The organism is Pedobacter sp. PLR (genome assembly GCF_026239675.1).
In the GTDB taxonomy this organism is placed as follows: Bacteria; Bacteroidota; Bacteroidia; order Sphingobacteriales; family Sphingobacteriaceae; genus Pedobacter.
The window spans coordinates 176,312-199,092 of record NZ_JAPIVQ010000002.1 but is presented as its reverse complement, the minus strand read 5'-3'; the positions used below and the strand labels follow the sequence as shown (position 1 = coordinate 199,092).

The window sequence follows — 22,781 nt, the reverse complement described above, 5'->3', positions numbered from 1 at the left end:
GTTTTTTTATGCTTTTTTTTCCCGCTGACAAAAGAGAAAATCCTGATTAAGGAATATATCTCCCGATGGCGAATTATTTCCTTTTTAAAGACCTGCTTCCGGAAAGGTTGTATCTTAATCCAAACGCTTGCTGACTATCAATTACCCCATCCACAAAGTGGAAGGATAAAGCCAGTTTAGCTTCCAGGTTTTTATAAACAATCGGACGCCAGGTCAGGTCTGTTCTGTTGTAAGTTTTTGCCGTATAAAATTTATCCCCCATAATCAGGTGATGGCCTTGTCCTTTGTAAAAGGAATTAACGATTCCGAACTTATGGTATTCCATATTCAGTTCCAGCAACATGCCTTTAGGCGTTTTCCAGCCACCAGCTGTACGTATCCGTTCAAAAGAGATCATCCCACCAGCACTAAGTGTCAGCGAATCCAGAAAGGTCTTCTTAGACAAGTCCAGTCCTACTTTTACACTTGCTGCACCATTGTCTTCTACGTGGTCATTGGGAATAGGAATCCCTGGACCTGCATTGTGGAGCATCATGGCATGATGTGAAACAAAAAACAAGTCTTTTTTATAGGTACCCGAAAAACCAAAGACAAAATTCTCTCTTGCAGTCCCGGTTTGTCTGCTGGTCCAGTCAATAAAGATGACTTCTTTCCAGTTTTCATTCTCATATTTCACCAACATCCCTTCAATATTAGGGCGATAATAATTCAGCGTATCATTTAATATGGCACGAGGAAAATCAGAGATCAGTCCCTGCCTGGGGAAAGCTCCCATAAAGAAGTTCCAGTTCTTCTTCATATACTGATAATAGGCTACCGGCGCGATACTCGCGGTAAATTTCGGAGAACCAAATTCATGGAGCGCATTAAAACCAACCCTGATTCTGTGGGTACTATCAATCAGCAGACCGACTTCCGGAGAAACCCGCATTCCAAAAATAGTTTCAGAAAAACGTTTAGACTTCGCATATTCCCTATTGTCAACAAAACCGTGAAAATTTAAATTTCCCTCTAATTCCTGGGCATAGGTATTCATAATAGCCGTACATAGTACCGCAAAGGTCAATAATAAGCGAATCCGCATAGGTTGTTTTTATGGTTCAAATCGTAAAAATAAGACGACGACCAAAAATAATATAATTCCGCTATCCGGCAATTAAAAATAAGCCGAAGGTTAGCCGGATTTCGTTGGCATTGATCCAAATCTATTCGCCAAAACCAAATATTCTCTTTCTAAGTTTCTGAAAGCTTTAGCCGATATCCTGTCTTCGGGCTTGAGCTTCATTTGCGCCTTGTATTGTACGCTTACCTGCTCATATCTAGCCTTTGTCCGCAATTCTTCCGCCTGTACTTCTTCATTTGCCGCTCCTTTTTTTATGATTTCCGGGTTTACAAAGGCCCCATTCAGGTTGCCCAGATATACCGTATCCGAAACAGAATCATGGTTTGCTGCACTCAAAAACAGGTATACCTCCATAGAACCTTCCAATTTTTCCGGCTCTAAAGGCAGAAAAGCAGTTCCTAACTCTCTTTTAGAAAAATTCAACTCTACCTTCTGTGTCCTGCTTTTTGGAAAGTAAATGGCCAGTTGCAGACAATCGTCGTATTGTGAGCCCTCTCCGGATTGATAGGAAGGATCCCAGGTGATTTGCAGACCACCTTCCACTTTCTCCATGCGGAGGTTTTCAGGGTTCTTTAAGGTACCCTTACTGAGTTGTACTTTAGCATAATCGATACTGATGTTCGGATAATTCCCCTGCAATGCATTTTTCTTATTGCAGGAAACGGCCAGGTTGTGCTGATTTCTGATGGTTCCACGGGCTTCCAGCTCAAATCCATTGCTGAGATAGCCATTAAAATGACCTAGAAAACGCGTGATTACCGCCATAGACTGGTGGTTGGCCTTCTGCTTCAGACTAGGTTTCCCTTGTTTTCCAACAGTCCGGTGAACGAGCTGACCATTTAACATATAAGACACCACATTGCCGAGCTTGCCGCTTGGCCAGCCATGCATTCCATTTCTTGAAACTGACATAATTTTAAAATTTAATTGTTTATTCAGAGCAAGTTGGGCATTATTAAATAAATAAACACCAATTTAAAATCGGTTTTTTTGTTCCGCTAAAAACAAGCTCCAAACCAGTTCAAAGGTTGATTTCGCACACTAAACAGCATAAAAATACAGACAGATTATCCTAAGAACACAGACAGGAAAGGGAAATAAGCATAATATCGAAGCGTAGCTAAATTTATAGGGAACTGTGGCTGGATTAAAAAGGATAAGGAGCCTTAGAAGAGGGCTTTCTCCGGCATCAGGCCGGATAAGGCCCCGGCAAACCACTTGCAAAACGGGCTTAAAACCCCGATAAACTAAACCAGATCCAGATTAGCATTACCAAACTTCTATGCTGTTTTAAACAGCCGGTGATTCAGGCCCCGGCTTGTAATAAGGAATGGTCAGCAACTAATGCATCTTAAAACTATACCCAATAGGGTATAAAAACTGACATTTCAGCAAATATATACCCCATCGGGTATTATTTCTTTGTTTTTCGTATATTAGTACCCTAAAGGGTATATCATGAATCCAATTGTAACGTTTATTAAAGCAAAAAGAAAGCAATTAAAGCTCACTCAAGTGGATGTTGCTTTTAAGTCTGGCGTTGGACTTCGCTTCATAAGGGAATTAGAACAGGGCAAAACAACTGTACGATTAGACAAAGTAAATCAGGTATTGTACTTATTTGGCAAGCAAGTGGGAATCACAGATATGGACCGCCCAGAGGAGGAGGAAGTATGATCAGAAGAGCTAAAATATTTTATGATCAAACTCTGGCCGGTTATCTGGAAAAAACAGATACTGGCTACCGTTTCAGCTATGATTCGCAATATCTATCAAACCCCGGGGCCAGACCAATCAGCCTCACTTTACCAATCTCTGCTTATCCCTATAACAGCAGTATCCTATTTCCTTTCTTTGATGGATTAATTCCTGAAGGATGGTTATTAGCAGTCGCAAAAGACTATTGGAAATTTAAAAACTCAGATCGGTTTGAACTCCTTGTTACCCTCTGTCAGGATACAATTGGAGCTGTTACCGTGTTTGGAGAGGAGGAAATGAACGATGAATAAATGTCCTTTTTGTTATCAGGAGTTAAGCAAAGGAACCTACCATCCCAGCTGTTGTAAAAAAATGTTCAATACAACTGAGCTTCCTATACTCACACTGAATAAAGAATTGCTGGATGAGCTTGCGAAAGCAACAGTTAACCTAAGAATTGCCCTAACCGGAGTTCAGCCGAAACTTTCTGTTGAGCTGGAAAACGCTCCGGAAATTGGTAAGCGCCTAACTATCGTCGGGTTATGGGGGAACTATATTTTAAAACCTCAGAACACACACTATAGTCAGATGCCCGAAGTAGAGGATCTGACCATGCATCTGGCTGAAATTTTCAAGATCAATACCTGTCAACACTGCCTGTTAGAGGCTTCCGACGGCCAGATGGTATACCTTGCCAAAAGATTTGACCGCCTGGATGGAAAAAAAATCCACATGGAAGACTTCTGTCAGCTGGGTGAATTTCAGACCGAGCAAAAATATGACAGTTCTTATGAACGTTGCGGAAAGCTAATCCAGAAGTATTGCACAAACTACGGACTGGAGGTCATGAGCTATTTTGAGTTACTGGTTTTCTCTTTTCTATCCGGCAACAATGACATGCACCTGAAAAACTTCTCCATCCTCCATGAGGAAAATGAAATTCAGCTTTCACCCGCATACGACCTGATCAACGCTCAGCTGATCAATCCAAAGGATAAAGAAGAGGTTGCGCTAAAACTAAACGGCAAAAAGAAAAATATAGGAAGAAAAGATTTCGAGATGCTGGCTAATGTGCTGAAAATCGCTGCACCCCTTACTAAAAGAATCATCAACAAATACAGCAACAGCACTGATCAGGTTTTTCAAATGATCGACCAGTCTTTTGTAAGCGAAGCCTACAAAGCCCAATATAAAAGCTTATGGACAGAAAAGCTTAAAAAGCTGACCGAATAAAGCAAAATCTACTATAAACAAAGAATGGCTGCCTTAAGGGCAGCCATTCTTTGTTATTCAAACTATTAAGTTCTGCTCAACAGCAATACTATTTAGATTTTGCTGCGCTTAAAATTTCCGCAAGTTTAGTCTGCAATTCCTCGCCTCTGATATTTTTAGCGATGATTTTTCCTGTTGGATCGATCAGGTAATTTGCAGGAATAGACTGGATGCCATAAGTTTTTGCTACTGCATTGTTCCAGAAGTTTAAGTCTGAAACATTTGTCCAGGCTAAACCGTCTTTTTCAATAGCATCTAACCAGGCTTTCTTTTGACCCGGACGGTCTAAAGAAACACCAAGAACCGTAAAGTTTTTGTCTTTATATTTATTAAAGGCAGCAACTACGTTAGGGTTTTCCTGACGACAAGGTCCACACCATGAAGCCCAGAAATCAAGCAACACATATTTACCTTTGAAATCAGATAATTTCACCGGCTTGTCATTCGCATCATTCTGAGTGAAATCCATCGCCATTTGTCCTACCTGAGTCCTTTTTGACGAAGCAAACATACCGGCAATATTCTTACCTAAATCTGTGTTTTTAACTTCCGCAGAGAACTTGTTAAAGATAGGCTCATCTACTGCAGGGTCAATTTCTCCTAAACCACCACGGAAAGCTACTAAAGCAACGTAAGAATTTGGATTAGCGGCAATAAATGCAACATTGATCGCTTCCAATTCTTTTTGAATCGCTTCATCACGAGCATATACTGTTTTCATGTAAGCTTCATCTTTACGCTCTTCCGCAGATTTACCACGGTATTCTGCCAATAAAGCGCCACTTTTTTCACTAACAGATTTAGTCAGTGCTTTATATTTTGCATTCTCATCATTTACTTTAGAACCTTTAACAGTTGCATGGATGATAGAATCTTTAACAGAAATGATCTGAATTTCTTTTGGCTCTAAGTAAAAAGACAGGGCATCAGGAGCCACACGTTTTTCAGGATCAACCACATCATTATTGTGTTTAACAAAGATTTGTGCCTGAGAAATACCAGTAATAGGACCTTGAAAAGTAAATTTACCACCTACAATCGCAGCGGAATCAGTTTTTTGATCTGCTCCAACTCTATAAGCGATAAAAGCCTTTGCAGGTGCATTTAAGTTTCCAACTTTACCCTGAACGGTAAATTTTCCTTGCGACATACCTGCAATTGGCAATAAGCAGATCGCAGCGATTAGTGTTCTTTTCATTTAATATTGATTTTCGTTAGTTTAAAATTTTCTGCCTTATTACAAGCAAATCATGCCGTTTTCGGACCTATACCTATCCATAATAAGACATTTATACTTCAATTATAAGAATGTATATCTCAAATATAAGGAAGCCTAAAGACAATAACGCGAGAACTTATGTAAAATTACAATAGCTTTTGATAGGTTCTCCACCATAAATCCGGCATTTCTCCGTTTACGGCCATTGTATAATCATCGTAACGACAAGGCACTAAATGGTAGCGCTCGTTTTTGGTAATCCCGGATGGATAAGGTACCTGCATCCACCACCTGTCGGACTTTTTACTTTTCACAAAAAGCATGTCTCCGGAACCATCATTTAAGCTGGCACGGTAGATCAGGTATTGCGATTTCGGTGTCAATGGAAAATCTTTTTTGCGGTTATAAAAGCCCTCTATGAAGTACCAGACCATTTGTGCAAGCAATAAAGCCGTTTGTCCGTTCTGATCAAAGGCCGGATTGAATTCATAAAAACCGATGGAAGTCAGCTTATCGCTCATCCCTGCATATCGGGTAATCCGACATGCCTGTTCGCCATAAAAACCGTTCGGCCCGGCATTGGCATTGGCCACCGCATCAGAAGACCTGATGGCCCCAATATCAAAGCTGATCATGTTCGCATTGCGGATAATCGGCTCCGTTAAAGTGATGTCGTCGGTAAATTCTCCCAGTCGGTGGGCATCAAAATATAACTTGCTCATGACCTTCAGGCTATCCTGATTCACGAAATAAGTCTGATAGCCCACATTACTGAAATTAAACAGGTAGTTGGGTTGGTGTAATAATATTTTGTTGAGGTAGGTGTCTGATTTTGCGGCAAGCCCTTCCTGATCTTCTTCGTCCAGGTCGAATTTGCTGTCCACCACAACGAGGTCTACCTTTTGCTCCAGACTCTCATAAGCCAGATATTGCGCATAGGTCAGGTCTTGTCCGCCGCCAATAATTACCGGAATAATGTTCAGTTTGATCAGTTCCCCAACCGCCATTTTTACCGCTACATAAGTATCAGAAATAGAAGCGCCGGGTTTGATGTTCCCTAAATCGATGATCCTGCTTTCGAAAGCACCCTCATGCAAGGCATAAAACTGCGCCCTGAAATAGTCCGGACCGAGGCCACAACCCTCATTATTTACCGCAGCACGGTCATCTTGTACCCCAAAAATGGCAATATCGTATTGATTTTCCCCAAGTTCCGGAAATTTATCGGTGTAGAATCCGGCCCTTAAACCTAACTGACTGGCATAGAATCCTTGTTTCGGCGCAAATTTATCGGGGTTGACTGCTGAAAAAAAATCTGATAATGACATAATGTATTATAAAGGTATCTGTCAAATATCTATTTTTGAGATCATATTTTAATGAACATCCTAAAAATAATAAAATGATATTGGTTACCGGTGCTACTGGATTTTTAGGGGCAGAATTAATACATCAACTTACGGGACAAGGAATTAAGCTCAGGGCTTTAAAGCGGGTGAATTCTGTGATTCCGGCATTACTGAAAGACAATACCCTGATCAGCTGGGTTGTTGCAGACCTGAACGACTTTTCTACCCTGGAGGATGCTTTTGAAGGCATTACACAGGTGTATCACTGTGCCGCAATGGTTTCTTTTGATCCTAAAGACAAGGCAAAATTACTGAAAGTAAACATCGAGGGCACCAGTAATGTGGTCAACCTTTGTGTGGAAAATCAAATCAGGCTTTTACATGTGAGCTCTGTTGCCGCCTTAGGGAATGCGAAAAAAGGCGCGCTCATTACAGAAAAAGATTTCTGGGAGTACGACTCCAAAGCGCATACTTATGCCATCTCCAAATATGAAGGAGAGATGGAGGTGTGGCGTGGCATTGCCGAAGGACTGGAAGCCGTAATTGTTAATCCATCTGTGATTATTGGTGGCGGGGCCGGTTTTGAAGGCAGCGGCGCAATATTTAAGCTCGTAAAAGATGGCCTTTCTTATTATACCAAAGGGGCAACCGGATTGGTCGATGTAGCAGATGTAGCCAAAAGCATGATCGCTTTAATGAACAGTAACATCAGCGAAGAGCGCTTTACCCTCTCTTCGGAAAATTATAATTACCAGCGCCTCTTTGCCGAAATCGCGAAAGGTTTTGGCGTTAAAGCACCCTCAAAAGAGGCCAGACCATGGATGCTGGGTATCGCCTGGAGAGCTGCAAAACTCGCTTCCTTTTTTACCGGAAAGCCGGCTGCCTTAACCAGTGATGCCGCCAGAAGCAGCCTTAATGAAAGTTTATACAGCAATAAAAAGATAATTGATACGATTGGAATAACCTTTAAACCCTTAGATCAGAGCGTGGCGGAAACTTGCCAGGCCTTGAAACAGGTTTCACTTCATTAAAATTATGAACCAGAAGAACATTTACATCATTGATTTCGACAGCACCTTTACACAGGTAGAGGCATTGGATGAGCTGGCCCGTATCTCCCTGAAAAAGCATCCTGATAAGGAAGCCATCTTCAAAAAGATTGAGGACTACACCAACCTTGCCATGGAAGGAAAACTTTCTTTCGGCGAGAGCTTAGCGCAAAGGGTAAAATTATTAGAAGCTACAGAAGACCATCTGAAGCAGCTGATTACCCGTTTAAAGAAAAAGGTATCTGCCTCTTTCTCCCGCAATGCGGATTTCTTTAAGAAACATGCTGATGAGGTTTTGATTGTTTCTGGTGGTTTTAAAGAGTTTATCACTCCTGTGGTGAGCCAATATCACATTAAAAAAGAAAATATTTACGCCAATACGTTTGTCACCACCGGCGATGGTAAAATTATAGATTACGACCATTCCAATCCTTTAAGTGAAGAAGGTGGTAAAGTGAAATTAATGCAACAGCTGAACCTGGAAGGTAATCTTTATGGTATCGGCGACGGCTATTCTGATTTCCAGCTTAGAGAAAGCGGACTGATTAAAAAATTCTATGCCTTTACGGAAAACATTTCCAGAGAGAGCATTGTTAAAAAAGCAGACCACGTAACACCAAGTTTCGACGAGTTTTTATATGTTAACAACCTGCCAAGGGCAATTTCTTACCCTAAAAACAGGATCTTATGTCTGGTAATCGGGGAAGTAAATCCGGAAAGTATCGCCTTGCTGAAAAAAGACGGCTTTTCTATCCGTCATAAAACTTCATTTGAAGAGAAGTATATAGCCGATGTGCACATGTTGTTATTGGCTGATGGCGAGAAACTGACCCTGGATCAACTGACCAGAGCGGTGAAATTGAAGACCATTGGTTACCTGGGTCAATCGAAAAACAAAGTCGACTTACCTACCTGTACCAAACAAGGTGTAGTGGTGTTCGACGATTTGAAATCAAACCCGAGAAACCTGACTTTCATTCCTAAAAGAATGATCGACTTTATGAATACGGGAACTACTCATTTGAGTAATAACTTCCCGAACCTACAATTGCCAAGGATTGAGAAATCACACCGTCTGATCCATATTCACCAGAATGTTCCGGGGATTATGGCGAAGATCAATACCGTTTTTGCGAAACATGACATTAATATCGTCGGACAGTTTTTGATGACCAATCCGGAGATCGGATATGTGATCACCGACATCAATTCGGAATACGATAAACAAGTTTTTAAATCTCTGAAGAAAATTGAACATACCATTAAATTCAGGGTATTGTATTAGTAATTCAGGGCATTACGGGGATCATTCCGTGTAATGCCCTGAAAATTCAAGGTATGCGCTGGTAATTCCGCAATTGTAAGGCATTTCAGGGTATTTATTACCCTGCTGATTCAAGACGTTGTACTGGTAATTCAGGGCATTTTATTTGCGATTAATCATGGAACTGACCCCACAAATTAAAGACAAGCTGGACAAGCTGCAGGAAAAATATGCAGCGATGGGCCAGGATATGTCAGCCTACCTGGACGGTTTGCTATATGCCGATTTCTTAACGTATTGGGATTACATTCATTTGGATACCCTGCTCAGTTTGCAGCATCCGAAGACTTCCTTCCCGGACGAAGAAATCTTCATCATGTATCACCAGATTACAGAGTTGTATTTTAAACTTTGTTTACATGAGTTCAAGCAGATTGCAGTTGCTAAAGAAACACTGACCGTTACTTTTTTTACGGATCGTGTGAAAAGGATTAACGCCTATTTTACGGCTTTGGTCTCTTCTTTTGAGGTGATGGTAAATGGCATGGAAAAAGAACAATTTCTTAAATTCCGTATGTCTCTGCTGCCGGCAAGTGGTTTTCAATCCGGCCAGTACCGGATGATCGAAATCTGTGCGACGGATTTTATCCGCCTGGTAGAGAAAGATAAAAGAGAAGAATTGAAAGATGCTTCCATTGAAGAGCAGTTCGAAAATATCTACTGGAAAGCTGGTGCTACAGAATTGGCGACAGGCAAGCAAACGCTGACTTTAAAGCAGTTCATCCATAAATATGCTGCTCAATTTTTACAACTGGTGAAAGACCGGAAAGAAAGCAATTTCTCAGCGCTTTACCATCAATTGAAAGATCAGGGGCAGGACGTCAGCGCTTTAGAAGAAGAGCTGAAAAAGCTGGACCTTTTTGTGAATGTAGAATGGCCGCTTTCTCATTATAAATCAGCAGTTCGTTACCTGGAAAGAGATCCGGTAGACATTGCCGCAACCGGTGGCACAAACTGGCAGAAATACCTGCCTCCGCGTTTTCAAAAGAGAATCTTCTACCCTTTCCTATGGACGGAAGAACAGATCGCAGAATGGGGTAAAGGCTGGGTGATCAATGTGCTGAAAGACCTGCGGGGATAAGCAGCATAAATAAGGGAGCTTAGTGTATTTTAAACACCAATAAAGCCCCTTTTAAAATACAAATAAAACTAATAAGCGTGGCATTTTTTAGTAGATTTGCCATTAGAAATACGAATTGAAATGAACGAGACACTGGATATAACCATCACGAAAACTGAACAAAGCAGACTAACTGTAACAGACTTTTCACAACTTCCCTTCGGAAAGGTGTTTTCCGATCACATGTTTATTGCCGAATATGAAGATGGCGCATGGAAAAACTTACAGGTTCTTCCTTATGGTCCGATTCCAATGAGCCCGGCAATCTCTGCCCTTCACTATGGACAGGCGATTTTTGAAGGCATGAAAGCTTACCGTCAACCAAATGATACGGTTAGCGTTTTCAGAGCGGACAAGAATTTTGAGCGTTTTAATAAATCAGCAGCTCGTATGGCAATGCCATCGATTCCTGAAGATATTTTCATGCAGGGTATTGCAGCCCTGATTGACATTGACAAAAACTGGGTACCTAATCAGGATGGTTATTCTTTATACATCCGTCCGGTAATGTTCGCTACAGATCCTTACCTGGGTGTTAAAGCCTCAGATAAATATACTTTCTGTTTATTAACGACTCCAACAGGTCCTTACTACAGCAAAGCTTTAAAAGTTAAAATTGAAACTGAATATACCCGTGCAGATGAAGGTGGTGTAGGCTATGCCAAAACTGCTGGTAACTATGCGCGTTCATTGTTCCCGTTTGCGGAAGCTACGAAAGCTGGTTTCGATCAGTTGATCTGGACTGATGCCGTAACGCATGAGTTTATCGAAGAAGCAGGAACAGCGAATCTGATTTTTGTGATCGATGGAAAACTGGTAACACCTTCGGTAAGAAGTACAGTATTGGATGGCGTAACACGTGATACTATTATCAAACTTGCTAAACACGCAGGTATTGAAGTTGAAGAAAGACGTGTGAGCGTGAAAGAAGTGATTGAAGGCATTGAAAACGGTCGTTTAACAGATGCTTTTGCAGCTGGTACTGCCGCTACAGTTACACCAATCGGTGAAATTGGTTACGAAGGTAAATTATATACTTTAACCGATCCTGCTACACGTACCATTTCTGCAGGTATTGCAAAAACATTAAATGACATCCGTTACGGACTTGCTCCGGACGAATTCGGATGGAATTTTATCTTGTAAATTTATAGCACATTGCTGTAAATAATTTTTGTGAGGCGCCTTTGAACCAGGGCGCCTTTTTTTTATTAGGTTTCGTATCAACATTAACACACAATTATACACTAAATGAAAAAAACAGTACTTATCAGTTTAGCGGCATCGTTTTGCTTCAGCTATACGGTACAGGCACAACTGAAAAGGTTGAGCCAACAACAAACAATGGGCAAAGAGTTATCACTAACCAAGCCGATGAATATGGTAAATGGCTGGTCAGACGACAACCATTATATTGAAATGGATGCTACAGATCGTAAATTATACGCCGTAGCTATAAAAACAGGTGACAGAACACCTTATACACCTGCTCCAAAGAGCAATGTGAATGTGAACATCAGAAACAATGATATTTTTATTCAATACGGAAAAGAAGCCGCAAAACAACTGACCAATACTAAAGCAGAAGAAAAGAATCCTACCCTATCTCCTGATGGTAAATACATCGCTTTTACCCGCGATAACGATTTATATTCGGTAGATGTGGAGACTGGAAAAGAAACGAGATACACTACTGATGGTACTGACGTAATCTATAACGGTTGGTCATCATGGGTATATTTTGAAGAGATTTTAGGACGCGCTACAGAATACAAAGCCTTCTGGTGGTCGCCGGACAGCAAGAATATTGCTTTCATGCATTTCGATGATACTAAGGTTCCGATGTTCCCGATTAATGGTTCTACAGGTCAGCATGGTTATACTGAGAAAACAAGATACCCTAAGGCTGGTGATCCAAATCCGGAAGTAAAAGTCGGTTTCGTTCCTGTTGCTGGTGGTACAGTTACCTGGGCAGATTTCAATGAAAAAGACGACCAGTATTTCGGCACACCGTACTGGAGCTATGATGGCAGCAGCCTGATGGTACAGTGGATGAACCGCGGTCAGGATAACCTGAAATTCTATGCGGTGAACCCTGCTACAGGAAGTAAGAAAGAGATTTATGACGAGAAACAATCTTCCTGGGTAGACCTGGATTATGATGGTCGTATTGAATATTTAAAGGATAAAAAACACTATATCCTGAAAAGTGATAAAACAGGTTGGGCACATTTTTACCTGTATACTTTAGCAGGAAAGCTGATCAACCCGATCACTTCCGGCAAATGGCAGGTAACGAGTTTAGTTCATGTAGATGAGAAAAACAAAGTTGTTTATTTCAATGCCCGCAAAGAGGCTTCTACACGTTCTGATTTTTACCGCGTAGATTACAATGGTAAAAACCTGAAAAGGCTGACTTTCGGTGATTACACGCACCAGGTACAACTTTCTCCGAATGGCCGTTACTTCATTACTACTTATTCCAATGTAACGACTCCGCCAAAGAGAACATTACTAGACAATAATGGTAAGGTGGTAAAGGAATTGGGCAACAGTAAATCAGCAGATTTCGCGCAGTATAACTTCGGTAAAACGGAAATGATCACTATTCCTACGGAAGACGGTTACCAATTGCCGGCTGTGATTACTTACCCGACAGATTTTGATGCCAACAAAAGATACCCGGTTGTCATGAGTATTTATGGCGGTCCGAATGCAGGTACGGTAACGAATACCTGGAAAGGTACAGCTCCTCAGTACTGGTCTAATGAAGGAATCATCCAGATTGCAGTAGATCACCGTGCTTCCGGACAATTCGGTAAAGAGGGTGTGGCTTTAATGCACCGTAACCTGGGCAAATGGGAGATGAAAGATTATACAACTGCAGCAAGATGGTTGAAAGCCAAGTCTTATGTAGACAACAAAAAACTATTGATCACAGGTCATAGTTACGGTGGTTATATGACTTGTATGGCTTTAACCATGGGTGCCAATGATTTCGATTTCGGAGTTGCAGGTGCGCCGGTTACCAGCTGGGAGTTGTACGACAGTCACTATACAGAACGTTTCATGGATACGCCACAGGAAAACCCTGAAGGTTATAAAAACGGCTCTGTGTTGACTTATGTAGATAAATATAAAGGATTATTGCGCATCATGCATGGCGATATGGACGATAACGTGCATATGCAAAACACGATTCAGCTGGTAGATAAATTGCAGAATGCGAATAAGCATTTTGAATTGATGATTTATCCTGGTGGTCGCCATGGTTGGGGTGGTGTAAAAACGCCTCATGATAAAGCGGAAAGAATTCGTTTTTACTATGACCATTTGTTGAACAAACCGGTTCCTGCTGATTTGTTGAACTAAGTTACATACACACGTTTTATAAGCGTAATTGAACTAAAAAAGACCCTGAGCAATAAAATGTTCAGGGTCTTTTTTATGCCTCATTTTTCCGCTGGCCAGCACTGTAAAATCAAGGCTCCCCATCAGGCCTCATTTAACAATAGCTTAACATCAGGCCCGGTAATTTTAGGATGTGAAACAACATACTACCTTAGCATTCCGCAACCTGACAGGCATAGCACTATGTTTTGTCTTATTTTACGTCTTTCCTACATTTGCAGGGGAACCCCAAAAACCGATATCCCCCCGGGTAGATACCCTGATTCATAAATCACCAAACACCGCTTTTTTGCAGCTCAAGCAGACCTTAAAAGAGGCCTTAAAAAAAGAAGATTTCCTGACCGCCGGTTTATGTTATCAGCAGATCGGATCCCTGTTTTACTTCCAGGCCGCCTATACACAGGCCATCAATTATTATTATAAAGCAGATAAGATTTTCCGCCAGGAAAATGAGCTTCACCAGCTTGCCGGAAACCTGAATAAGATCGGGGAAACTTATTACTATGTGCGACAATACCGCATTGCACTGGAGAAGTTTCAGGAGGCCTTAAAACTGTATCAGCAATCCGGAGATACTAAAGGCGTAGCGGAATCTTATGGCCTGATCGGGCAGACTTATGAGAAAACACTGGATTATCCCGCAGCCACAAAATACCAGCAACTGGCCTTAACGGCTTATCATAAAGAAAAAGATCAGACAGGGATCGCAAAGATCTATGAAAACATCGGTAGTATTTATGAAGACAAGCTTCATTTAGATTCCGCATTGAAATATTATACGCTGGCACTGGAAAGGAATGCCGCTGCAAAGAACCTACACGGTCAGATTGAGATCATCAACAACATGGGTGATGTTTACCGCAAGACAGGGCGCTATCCGGAGGCTTTAAACTACACCAGGAAGGCTGAAAGTATGGCTAAGGCCATGAACGACCAATATCAGCTGAGCAGCGCTTACCGTGACCTTTCCAAGACTTTCGACCTGATGAAGCGTTACGACAGCGCTTACCGCTATAGCGAACTGGGCCGCGATATCTTTCTTAAAATATTTACCGAGGACAATAACAAGCAGTTGGCATTACTGCAAACGCTATTCGAAATCCAGCAGAAGGACGATGCCATTGCGCAGTTTGAACAGGAGAAATCCGCAGACAGGATTTTACTTCTCGCCACCATCCTCATCATCATCCTACTTCTTTGCCTGGCCGCTAGTGTGATCAGCAGACAGCGCCTGAAACTGCGAAATGAGCAACAACTCAACGAGCAAAACCAGCGGTTATTTGAAACACAAAACGAGGCTATCAAAGATGCCTTAGAACTGAAAAGTAAAGAACTCACCAGCACCACCCTTCATACCATTCAAAGCAATCAGTTTTTAGAAGAGCTTCGCAGCACCATCGAGGCATTGGTAAAAGATGATAAAAGAGACCAGAAAAAGGCCTTACAGCAATTGATTCAGCGCATCAACCAGAACATCAATCAGGATCAGCACTGGAAAGATTTCAGCCGGATGTTTGAACAGATTCACCAGACATTTTTCGACCATCTGAAAGCACATTGTGATGACCTTACTGCGAATGATATTCGTTTGGTAGCGCTGATTAAAATGAACCTGAGCTCAAAAGATATGGCCGTTCTTTTTGGCATTTCTCAAGACAGTTTACGCGTGGCAAGGTACCGTTTGAGGAAGAAACTGAACCTTCCGCAAGGAGAAAACCTGAGCACTTTTATTCAGACTTTATAATGGTTTTCAGCGTAAAACTACTGGTTAACAATTTGTTAACATTACGCTAATCAAATGGTAATGGCGTTTCTTGTTACACAAAAACAGCTTACTATCAATCAATTAAAGAATCTGTGTTCACGCTGTATGCGTTTTGTTTCTCCCGGCTGTAACGCTGTATACATTTTGTTTACGGTCATAATTTCCATGCCAGCTGTCCAGTATTCACATTTGAGGAACGTTAGCAAATACAAACAAATCACCACCGTAAAAAACAACCCACAACAAAATTAATCAGAAAATGAAGACACTATTACCCGTTCTTTTTTGCCTATTATTTAGCATTACTGTCGCTCATGCCACGAGCCTGAAAGGTTATGTTTATGACCAGAAAACCGGAGAAGCAATGATAGGCGCCTCTGTGCAACTGGAAAACACAAAACTTGTGGTTTTAACCGGCCTGGATGGATCATTTGAGATCAAACACCCTGCCGCAGGTACCTATAACTTAAAGGTATCGTACTTAATGTACAAAACCTTACTTAAGCAGGTGATCATTCTGAAAGAAGACAATCCGGTACTAAAGATTTACCTGGCAGAAACGAATGCCAATGCATTGAGTGAAGTTTCTATTTCTGCAAAGGGAGACGGTTCTTCTGAAAAAACAGCCAGAAGGATTGAACAAAAAGCCTTGCAGCTGGTGAATGTAGTTTCCGGCAGAGCCATGGAAATCTCGCCGGATCTAACCGTTGCCAATGTAATTCAACGTGTATCCGGCGTATCCGTAGAAAGAAGCAATAGTGGCGATGGTCAGTATGCGATCCTTCGCGGTATGGATAAACGTTACAATTACACCCTGGTGAATGGTATAAAAATCCCTAGTCCGGATAACAAATACCGCTATGTACCCTTAGACATTTTCCCTGCGGAATTGCTGGAAAGATTAGAAGTTTCTAAAACACTGACCCCAAATATGGAGGGTGATGCCATTGGTGGTGTCATCAATATGGTGATGAAAGATGCACCAGATAAATTAAAAATCAATGCCAATCTGGCAACTGGTTATAGCCAGATGTTTATGGATCGCGGCTTTACTTCTTTTGACCATAGCGGCATCAACAGCAAATCTCCATATGAACAACATGGGAAAGATTACAAAGCTACGCCTCTGGATTTCCCTACAGGAATGGTGGATTATAAAACCAAACATCCGGCACCAAATGTAGTGGGTGGTTTATCCATAGGACAACGTTTTCTGGACAATAAACTAGGTGTTTTACTAGCCGGAAGTTACCAGAATACTTACAGAGGCAGCAATAGTACCTTTTACAATTCCAGTGTAGTAGCGGCTGCCAATAAGGTTGGTACCATTATGAGTAAGGATGAAAGACAATATTCTGAGCAGCAAAAGCGTTATGGTGCCCATGCTAAGTTGGATTACACCTTCAATAAGAACCATAAGCTGAGTTTGTACAATGCATATGTTGATTTGAACAGCTTACAACTGCGTGATTCTAAAGTAACGGATTTCAGTACGGAGTACGACCCTGAAAAGGGAAATGCCAAGCTGAACTATGCTACCCGCTCCCGCTTTACGGAACAACAGATCTATAACACGACTTTACAAGGTGATCATCAGCTGATCCCTGAAAGATTAAAAGTTCGCTGGTCGGCAGTATATTCTGCAGCAAAAAATGAGGTCCCGGATCAAAGTACCATCAATATCTTAGGAGTCCGCGAAAACTTTGCAGACCGCCGCACCTTTGTTCCCGCTATTGGCGATGCACATACACGCCGTTGGGAACGCAGTACCGAAGAAGATAAAGCAGGCTACCTGGACATTGATTATACCCGGCCTATTGGCGGGATAAACGTCTTATTCAGCGCCGGAGGAATGTACCGTGATAAACAACGCAGCAGCTTCTTCAATCAATATACGCTGACTGCCGCCAATCCGAACACCTTATTTGGCAGGGATTTTAACAACTATACGGAAATTGCCTGGACAGTTAAAAACCCAACAGGAGCTGTAGACAATTCCCTTACTTATGATGCAGCTGAAAAGCTGGCCGCAGCTTACGGGATGTTCAACTTTACGGTAAAAGACCTACAGGTAATTGGTGGTCTGCGTATGGAGCATACTGATCAGCGCTACCTGATGTTGTTTCCAGGTGCACAGCCTCGCCCGGATGGCAAACAAGTCTATACTGATCTGTTGCCAGCCATGAATTTAAAATATAAGCTAAGTACCCATCAGGCCCTTCGTGCTTCTTATTTCCGCTCTTTAAACCGTCCTGGTTTCTATGAACTGGTTCCTGGAATCGGAGTAGTTCAGGATGACTATAAAGAAAGAGGAAATCCTGATTTGAAACGTGCTATTGCTGACAATTTCGACATTCGTTATGAGTTGTTTCCAAACAGTACGGATCAGTTGATGGTAGGGGCATTTTATAAAAACATTGAAAACCCGATAGAATATAGCTTTCAGCCAGACCCTATCCGTCCGCAGGACACCTATTATATGCCGGGGAATTTCGGTAATGCGAAGAACTACGGACTGGAGGTAGATTACATCAGGTTTATTCACAAATTTGGGTTTAAAGCCAATTACACCTACACCCATTCTAAAATCACCACGCCTAAAACATCGAGATTACGTGATGAAAATGGCGACTTAAAGCCAATTTTAGTGGATCAAAGCAGGCCTTTATTTGGTCAGTCGGCACATATTGCCAACCTTTCTCTGCTTTTCAAAGACAGCAAAAGTGGCTGGGATGCGCAGTTAGCTGGTTCTTATACCGGTCCGAGGATCAATACCGTTTCTCAGTTCTTAGACAACGACCTGTGGCAACAAGGTTTTATCCAGATGGATGCTTCCGCAGAGAAAAAGTTTAAAAACAACCTGAGTGTATTTGTGAAAGCGGGTAACCTGTTGAATACGCCGTTAAAGTTGTTCATCAAAGGCACCAATACGGAAGCCAATGGCAACACCGGAACAGAATATGACGGCAAAACTTTAATCCGTAACGACCATTATAAGCAGACTTATTTATTGGGTGTACGCTATAAATTATAAGCAGGTTTCACAAACACAATTGACCATTTTACAAACACAAAGGTCATTTAAATAACATTTGAATATATCATTTGACCATTTCATAAAATACAGATCAAGATGAAAGCAACAAAAATATTGATGGGCCTGACGGTATTGTTAGTCGGATTCAGCAGCTGCAAAAAAGCCAATAGCGATGTAGATCCGGATACAGGAAACGGCTCTGCCATTGGCGAAGTTTCCGGCATATGGAAAAGAGGAAGCACGCAAATCATTAAAGGAGATATCATTATTCCTGAGGGGCAATCCCTGACTATTGAAGAAGGTGTAACCGTGATTATGGATACCCTTGCTAAACCTGAAATCATTGTTAAAGGAAACCTGTATGCCGAAGGTAGCGCAGAATTCCCGATCAGGTTTACCATTCCTGAGGGCTCCAGAACTGAAAAGAACAAATTCGGCAGGTTATGGGGTGGTATTCTGGCTGCACCCAGCTGTGCAGAATTGCTCTTGAACCACACGATTATAGAATATGCGGGCTCGACTACCACTGACGCTTCTACTTCCGTAAAACTGAGCCTTTATAAAGCGAAAAGCGGTGAGAACTTACCGGCAATCTGGTTCTCTAATGTGAATGGAAAGCTAGTCGTAACCAATAGTATTTTCAGAAACTTACAGGAGGACTGCACCTACATTGAAGGTGGAAAGATCATTTTCTCGAACAATCAGTTTTATACCACGGGCCTGACTGGTGGTGAGGCGATCAACCTGAAATCGGGATGTCTTGCTGATGTGGCCTATAATCTGGTTTACAGCACCAATACCAACGCTTTAAAGCTTTCTAACAGCGGCGACAGAAATCCGCAGACTTTCGTCGTGGCTTACAACAATACTTTCATCAACACGGGATGGCGCAGACCTACTGCTAAAGGAGGCTCTATATGGATAGAAGCTACCGTAAGGGTAAACCTGATGAACAACCTTTTCGCCAATACGCGATTTGGGATCAAACGAGATACTAAAAATCCGGAAGATGCCCGTTCTTTAATTGGGAACAACCTGTATTATGGCGAGAGTCAGTTGACAACGGATCAGTTTCAACCGTCAAAAGATATTGTTGCCGGCACTAATGATATCATTGGAAAAACCGCCGGATCAAATGATCCGAAGTTCCTGAACTATCCGGTAACTAATCCGGTCGACAACCCTGTTTTCAATACTTCCTGGGATTTCCACCTGAACCCGGGATCTCCTGCAACCGGCAAAGGAAAAACTGACTTTTTCCGCAACCATACCGCAGGATTAACCTTGAATGGAAACGTATATACCTCACCAGCTCCTGCAAACTATATCGGTGCTTACGGTACCAACTAATCTTAGAAAAACCTGATTTATTAAAAACCTGATTTTTAAATACTAATTAAATTATAATGAATAAACCGAATTTCATCCTTTCTGTTTCCGCTTTACTCCTTACCCTCCATGTTTCCTGCTCCTCTGTACAGAAAGACCCGGCAGCAATAAAGCCACTTTACACTTCTGATCCGGTACAATTTGATTCAGACGATCCTGCCATTTGGGTAAACCCTGCAGATTCCTCGAAATCCTTAGTGATTGGCACCGATAAAGACGAAAACGGTGGCCTTTATGTCTACGATTTACAAGGAAAAGTGATCAAAGACAAAGTGGTAAAAGGCTTAAAAAGACCTAATAATGTGGATGTTGCTTATGGATTAAACCTGGGTGGAAAAAAAACAGACATCGCCGTAACGACGGAAAGAATGACACATAAGCTTCGTATATTCTCTTTACCGGATATGAAACCTATCGACAATGGTGGTTTGGCTATGTTTGAAGGAGAAGATAAAGAGATGTACCGCGACCTGATGGGAATTGCCATGTACACCGATCCTCAGGGACAGATATATGCAATTGTTGGCCGTAAGAATGGCCCGGCGGATAATTATTTATGGCAGTATTTGCTGGAAGATGATGGCACAGGAAAACTAAAAGCCAGCTTAAAGAGAAAGTTCGGTAAGTATAGTGGAAAAAAAGAAATTGAAGCCATTGCGGTGGACAATGAGCTGGGTTATATCTACTATTCTGATGAACAGTTTGGCGTAAGAAAGTACCATGCAGATCCTGCGAAAGGAAATGAGGAACTGGCTTTATTTGCTACAACCGGCTTTAAAGAAGACAATGAAGGTATCAGCATTTACAAAACCTCCGATTCTACAGGATATATTCTGGTATCAGATCAGGCGGCAAACCATTTCCAGGTGTTCAACAGGGAAGGTAAATCGGGCCCGCATAACCATGTATTGATCACCAGCATTCCGGTATCGACAAACAACAGCGATGGTTCTGAAACTTATTCCCGTCCTTTAAATAAAGATTTTCAACATGGTTTATTTGTCGCGATGAGCGATGATAAGACCTTCCAGTATTACCGTTGGGAAGACCTTGCCCAAAAGATATTAAACGTTAACAAATAAGGTTTATGCTCATGAGCTGGCGGCAGGCAATTCCCGGTCTGTCGTCAGCTTTTGTGTTTAAGGGAGGTGTTGTTCCAGGCCTGCTATCTGTTAGCTTGCTGATGGCCTTTCCTGGCTTTCAGCCTTTCGCGCTGCCGCTTTTCACGCATTAACCTTCGCTTTTCTCTTCTGGCCTGTCTGGCCTCCCTATCGAGTTTCATCTGCTCAAATTTGGCGATCTGAGTTTTAATCTTTTGCTCCTTCTCTTCGGTTACTCCTACACTATATTTGATACCCTGAAATAAAGACTTCCAGATGAAATGGAAGAATGAGCCATTCTTAGCCCGTTCTTCATGGATTTTTGTGGTTACCAGTTTCCCGTCTATACCGGGATTATTGGGATTTAAAATCATGGCATTGGCCAGAAAGGACATCCATCCCTGCCTAACCAGGCGGCTTTCTCCAGCTTCTTTTTTCAGTAGATTGACAGATAGCTCATTGTATTCAAATTTCATGTTGCCATTTGCTTCGCGGTCGTTCGCATCTACCTGGAACTCCAGGCGCTTCACTTCCCCGCTTTTAATGGCAATCATTCCCAACGGTCTGGTGATCCGGTTTAGCGCGCGTCCATCCATTCTGCCGAGTACTCCGGAATAAGAAAAGGCACCATCTTTGGCATCCAGGTTAAACTTAAAATTGACATCGAGTTTCCCCCTCCCCATCAGATAGGTGGTCAGGCTGGCCGTCATCCATGGATTTTTAGCTTTATCCTTTGGCATATTGGTTACATTGCTAAAGCTACCGGAAGTGTTTTCAAAAGTTATCGTTCCTTTCTGCTGACTGTCCGTATCGAATTCCGAATAGCTGATCCCTACGTTACTCAGGTTAAGCTTTTGGATACTCAGCTTACCACTTACCCTTTGCAGCAGCTGATGTGGAAAGCGCCCGATCTTTTCCCGGATTAGCGGGGGTAGCGCTTTGTTGTTAAACACCTTTACAGAACCGTTGGCGATGGTCATTTCTTTGGCCAGTAATTCCTGTTTAAGGATATATAAAGGCAAGTTGATTCCTTCGAGGCTCAGGTCGCTCATCCGGATTTCGTAGCGGTCTTTTGAATAACCCAGTGATTTTCCGAAGTCCATTTCACTGTACCTCGGAATGACCCCAAGGCTTTTAATATTGAGCTTGCCGGTGGAAGTCGCAAAATCCAATTGGTTCAAACTGATATGGTACAGACTATCTGGCGTAGCGAAGGTGTAATTATTCAGTTTGATAACCACATTTTTCAGCAGGTACATTCTACTTTTATCCCGGGAAGAATAGGGGTCTATCAGGTAATCTTTCAGCGTAATGTTCAGATTTTTTACGGAGTCCGCCTGTGGTTTAACGCCGTTATTGTTGATGTATTTAAAGCTGATGTTGTTCAAATTGACAGTATGGATGGCAAATTCTTTCAGGTATTCAGAAATATAATCATAGGGAGAGGTGTTGGGCATTGGTGCTTTATCCTCATTGAAATCGAATTGCTGGTTCACCATAACCACATCCGGGTGGTCCAGCCGCAGCTCTGCGATGTTTAATTTGCGGTGGCGCAGAAAGGTGTAGAGGTGGAAATTCCGGATTTCCATTTTCTCCAGCTCCAGGTGATAGATGTTATTGGGTGCTTTTTTCAGGGCGATTAATTTCTTGAAAATCCGCAGGTCGGGAATCACTTTTACCCCGGTCAGGGAGGCATTGGCTGTGAGCAGGTTCATCCGGATACCCGTAAATTCGATATGGTACAGGCTATCTGTAGACCGCAATACCAGCTCTTTGATTTGCGCTTTAACTAATGGCTTAAATTTATGGGCAAGATATCTGGAGGTCAGACCCATGATCAATAGCAATAACAGCAGGCCAGCGCCTATTCGGATCAGTATTCTCTTGTTTTTGCGTATTTTTTCAATCATAGGCCGGGTACCTGA

At 42.0% G+C, this 22,781-nt stretch carries 17 protein-coding genes; 12 read left to right on the top strand and 5 right to left on the bottom strand.

All coding sequences use genetic code 11. The annotated features are described in order from the left end of the window. Positions 1–73: 73 nt before the first annotated feature. Both OQX61_RS04445 and OQX61_RS04440 read right to left on the bottom strand, forming a co-directional pair. Positions 74–1,084: a hypothetical protein gene (locus tag OQX61_RS04445; RefSeq protein ID WP_265840474.1), complete on the bottom strand. Its 1,011-nt coding sequence runs from the start codon at positions 1,082–1,084 to the stop codon at positions 74–76. Between the two features lie 90 nt (positions 1,085–1,174). Continuing rightward, positions 1,175–2,035 carry a DUF6266 family protein gene (locus OQX61_RS04440; RefSeq protein WP_265840473.1) on the bottom strand — a complete coding sequence of 287 codons (861 nt, stop codon included), beginning with the start codon at positions 2,033–2,035 and terminating at the stop codon, positions 1,175–1,177. A 546-nt stretch (positions 2,036–2,581) separates the two neighbouring features. Between OQX61_RS04440 and OQX61_RS04435 the strand changes: the two genes are divergently transcribed. The 3 genes from OQX61_RS04435 to OQX61_RS04425 all read left to right on the top strand — a co-directional run bounded on the left by OQX61_RS04435 (position 2,582) and on the right by OQX61_RS04425 (position 4,054). Continuing rightward, positions 2,582–2,800 (top strand): helix-turn-helix transcriptional regulator, encoded by a 219-nt coding sequence (locus OQX61_RS04435; protein ID WP_265840472.1) that lies wholly within the window; start codon positions 2,582–2,584, stop codon positions 2,798–2,800. Beyond that, a complete protein-coding gene (locus OQX61_RS04430; RefSeq protein ID WP_265840471.1) occupies positions 2,797–3,132 on the top strand; it encodes a HipA N-terminal domain-containing protein in 336 nt (111 codons plus the stop codon). Before OQX61_RS04435 ends, OQX61_RS04430 begins: the two co-directional genes overlap by 4 nt. Positions 3,133–3,193: 61 nt before the next feature. Then, on the top strand, positions 3,194–4,054 hold the full coding sequence (locus tag OQX61_RS04425) for a HipA domain-containing protein (protein WP_265840470.1): 861 nt from the start codon (positions 3,194–3,196) through the stop codon (positions 4,052–4,054). An 88-nt stretch (positions 4,055–4,142) separates the two neighbouring features. Here the strand turns inward: OQX61_RS04425 and OQX61_RS04420 are convergent, their stop codons facing one another. Both OQX61_RS04420 and OQX61_RS04415 read right to left on the bottom strand, forming a co-directional pair. Beyond that, positions 4,143–5,291, bottom strand: a complete 1,149-nt coding sequence (locus tag OQX61_RS04420) for a TlpA disulfide reductase family protein (protein ID WP_265840469.1) — start codon at positions 5,289–5,291, stop codon at positions 4,143–4,145. A gap of 167 nt (positions 5,292–5,458) precedes the next feature. Further along, positions 5,459–6,640: a formimidoylglutamase gene (locus OQX61_RS04415; RefSeq protein ID WP_265840468.1), complete on the bottom strand. Its 1,182-nt coding sequence runs from the start codon at positions 6,638–6,640 to the stop codon at positions 5,459–5,461. Between the two features lie 74 nt (positions 6,641–6,714). Between OQX61_RS04415 and OQX61_RS04410 the strand changes: the two genes are divergently transcribed. From OQX61_RS04410 to OQX61_RS04370, 9 genes are all read left to right on the top strand, one after another. After that, entirely contained in the window at positions 6,715–7,692 is a 978-nt protein-coding gene (locus OQX61_RS04410) for an NAD-dependent epimerase/dehydratase family protein (protein ID WP_265840467.1), read from the top strand. 4 nt (positions 7,693–7,696) lie between these two features. Further along, positions 7,697–8,995, top strand: a complete 1,299-nt coding sequence (locus tag OQX61_RS04405) for an HAD-IB family phosphatase (RefSeq protein WP_265840466.1) — start codon at positions 7,697–7,699, stop codon at positions 8,993–8,995. Between the two features lie 157 nt (positions 8,996–9,152). Beyond that, positions 9,153–10,115, top strand: a complete 963-nt coding sequence (locus OQX61_RS04400) for a tryptophan 2,3-dioxygenase family protein (RefSeq protein WP_265840465.1) — start codon at positions 9,153–9,155, stop codon at positions 10,113–10,115. Positions 10,116–10,235: 120 nt separating this feature from the next. Beyond that, positions 10,236–11,300: a branched-chain amino acid aminotransferase gene (locus tag OQX61_RS04395; protein ID WP_265840464.1), complete on the top strand. Its 1,065-nt coding sequence runs from the start codon at positions 10,236–10,238 to the stop codon at positions 11,298–11,300. 105 nt (positions 11,301–11,405) lie between these two features. Continuing rightward, a complete protein-coding gene (locus OQX61_RS04390) occupies positions 11,406–13,526 on the top strand; it encodes a S9 family peptidase (RefSeq protein WP_265840463.1) in 2,121 nt (706 codons plus the stop codon). 328 nt (positions 13,527–13,854) lie between these two features. Beyond that, on the top strand, positions 13,855–15,309 hold the full coding sequence (locus OQX61_RS04385) for a tetratricopeptide repeat protein (protein WP_265840462.1): 1,455 nt from the start codon (positions 13,855–13,857) through the stop codon (positions 15,307–15,309). 280 nt (positions 15,310–15,589) lie between these two features. Beyond that, positions 15,590–18,364 (top strand): TonB-dependent receptor, encoded by a 2,775-nt coding sequence (locus tag OQX61_RS04380; RefSeq protein WP_265840461.1) that lies wholly within the window; start codon positions 15,590–15,592, stop codon positions 18,362–18,364. Between the two features lie 99 nt (positions 18,365–18,463). Beyond that, positions 18,464–19,717 carry a right-handed parallel beta-helix repeat-containing protein gene (locus OQX61_RS04375; protein WP_265840460.1) on the top strand — a complete coding sequence of 418 codons (1,254 nt, stop codon included), beginning with the start codon at positions 18,464–18,466 and terminating at the stop codon, positions 19,715–19,717. A 56-nt stretch (positions 19,718–19,773) separates the two neighbouring features. After that, the gene (locus OQX61_RS04370) at positions 19,774–20,838 is read left to right on the top strand and encodes a phytase (protein WP_265840459.1); all 1,065 of its coding nucleotides are present in this window, start codon (positions 19,774–19,776) and stop codon (positions 20,836–20,838) included. 83 nt (positions 20,839–20,921) lie between these two features. On the opposite strand, the gene OQX61_RS04365 is transcribed toward OQX61_RS04370, so the two are convergent. Continuing rightward, positions 20,922–22,766 carry a hypothetical protein gene (locus OQX61_RS04365; protein ID WP_265840458.1) on the bottom strand — a complete coding sequence of 615 codons (1,845 nt, stop codon included), beginning with the start codon at positions 22,764–22,766 and terminating at the stop codon, positions 20,922–20,924. Positions 22,767–22,781: the final 15 nt, after the last annotated feature.

What these genes read in the sequence shown, in the direction of transcription:
- OQX61_RS04400 (WP_265840465.1), top strand. Translation starts at nt 9,153, where the DNA reads ATGGAACTGACCCCACAAATTAAAGACAAGCTGGACAAGCTGCAGGAA.
- OQX61_RS04420 (WP_265840469.1), bottom strand. Translation starts at nt 5,291, where the DNA reads ATGAAAAGAACACTAATCGCTGCGATCTGCTTATTGCCAATTGCAGGT.
- OQX61_RS04410 (WP_265840467.1), top strand. Translation starts at nt 6,715, where the DNA reads ATGATATTGGTTACCGGTGCTACTGGATTTTTAGGGGCAGAATTAATA.
- OQX61_RS04440 (WP_265840473.1), bottom strand. Translation starts at nt 2,035, where the DNA reads ATGTCAGTTTCAAGAAATGGAATGCATGGCTGGCCAAGCGGCAAGCTC.
- OQX61_RS04370 (WP_265840459.1), top strand. Translation starts at nt 19,774, where the DNA reads ATGAATAAACCGAATTTCATCCTTTCTGTTTCCGCTTTACTCCTTACC.
- OQX61_RS04435 (WP_265840472.1), top strand. Translation starts at nt 2,582, where the DNA reads ATGAATCCAATTGTAACGTTTATTAAAGCAAAAAGAAAGCAATTAAAG.
- OQX61_RS04430 (WP_265840471.1), top strand. Translation starts at nt 2,797, where the DNA reads ATGATCAGAAGAGCTAAAATATTTTATGATCAAACTCTGGCCGGTTAT.
- OQX61_RS04445 (WP_265840474.1), bottom strand. Translation starts at nt 1,084, where the DNA reads ATGCGGATTCGCTTATTATTGACCTTTGCGGTACTATGTACGGCTATT.
- OQX61_RS04425 (WP_265840470.1), top strand. Translation starts at nt 3,194, where the DNA reads ATGTTCAATACAACTGAGCTTCCTATACTCACACTGAATAAAGAATTG.
- OQX61_RS04365 (WP_265840458.1), bottom strand. Translation starts at nt 22,766, where the DNA reads ATGATTGAAAAAATACGCAAAAACAAGAGAATACTGATCCGAATAGGC.
- OQX61_RS04415 (WP_265840468.1), bottom strand. Translation starts at nt 6,640, where the DNA reads ATGTCATTATCAGATTTTTTTTCAGCAGTCAACCCCGATAAATTTGCG.
- OQX61_RS04390 (WP_265840463.1), top strand. Translation starts at nt 11,406, where the DNA reads ATGAAAAAAACAGTACTTATCAGTTTAGCGGCATCGTTTTGCTTCAGC.
- OQX61_RS04405 (WP_265840466.1), top strand. Translation starts at nt 7,697, where the DNA reads ATGAACCAGAAGAACATTTACATCATTGATTTCGACAGCACCTTTACA.
- OQX61_RS04380 (WP_265840461.1), top strand. Translation starts at nt 15,590, where the DNA reads ATGAAGACACTATTACCCGTTCTTTTTTGCCTATTATTTAGCATTACT.
- OQX61_RS04375 (WP_265840460.1), top strand. Translation starts at nt 18,464, where the DNA reads ATGAAAGCAACAAAAATATTGATGGGCCTGACGGTATTGTTAGTCGGA.
- OQX61_RS04395 (WP_265840464.1), top strand. Translation starts at nt 10,236, where the DNA reads ATGAACGAGACACTGGATATAACCATCACGAAAACTGAACAAAGCAGA.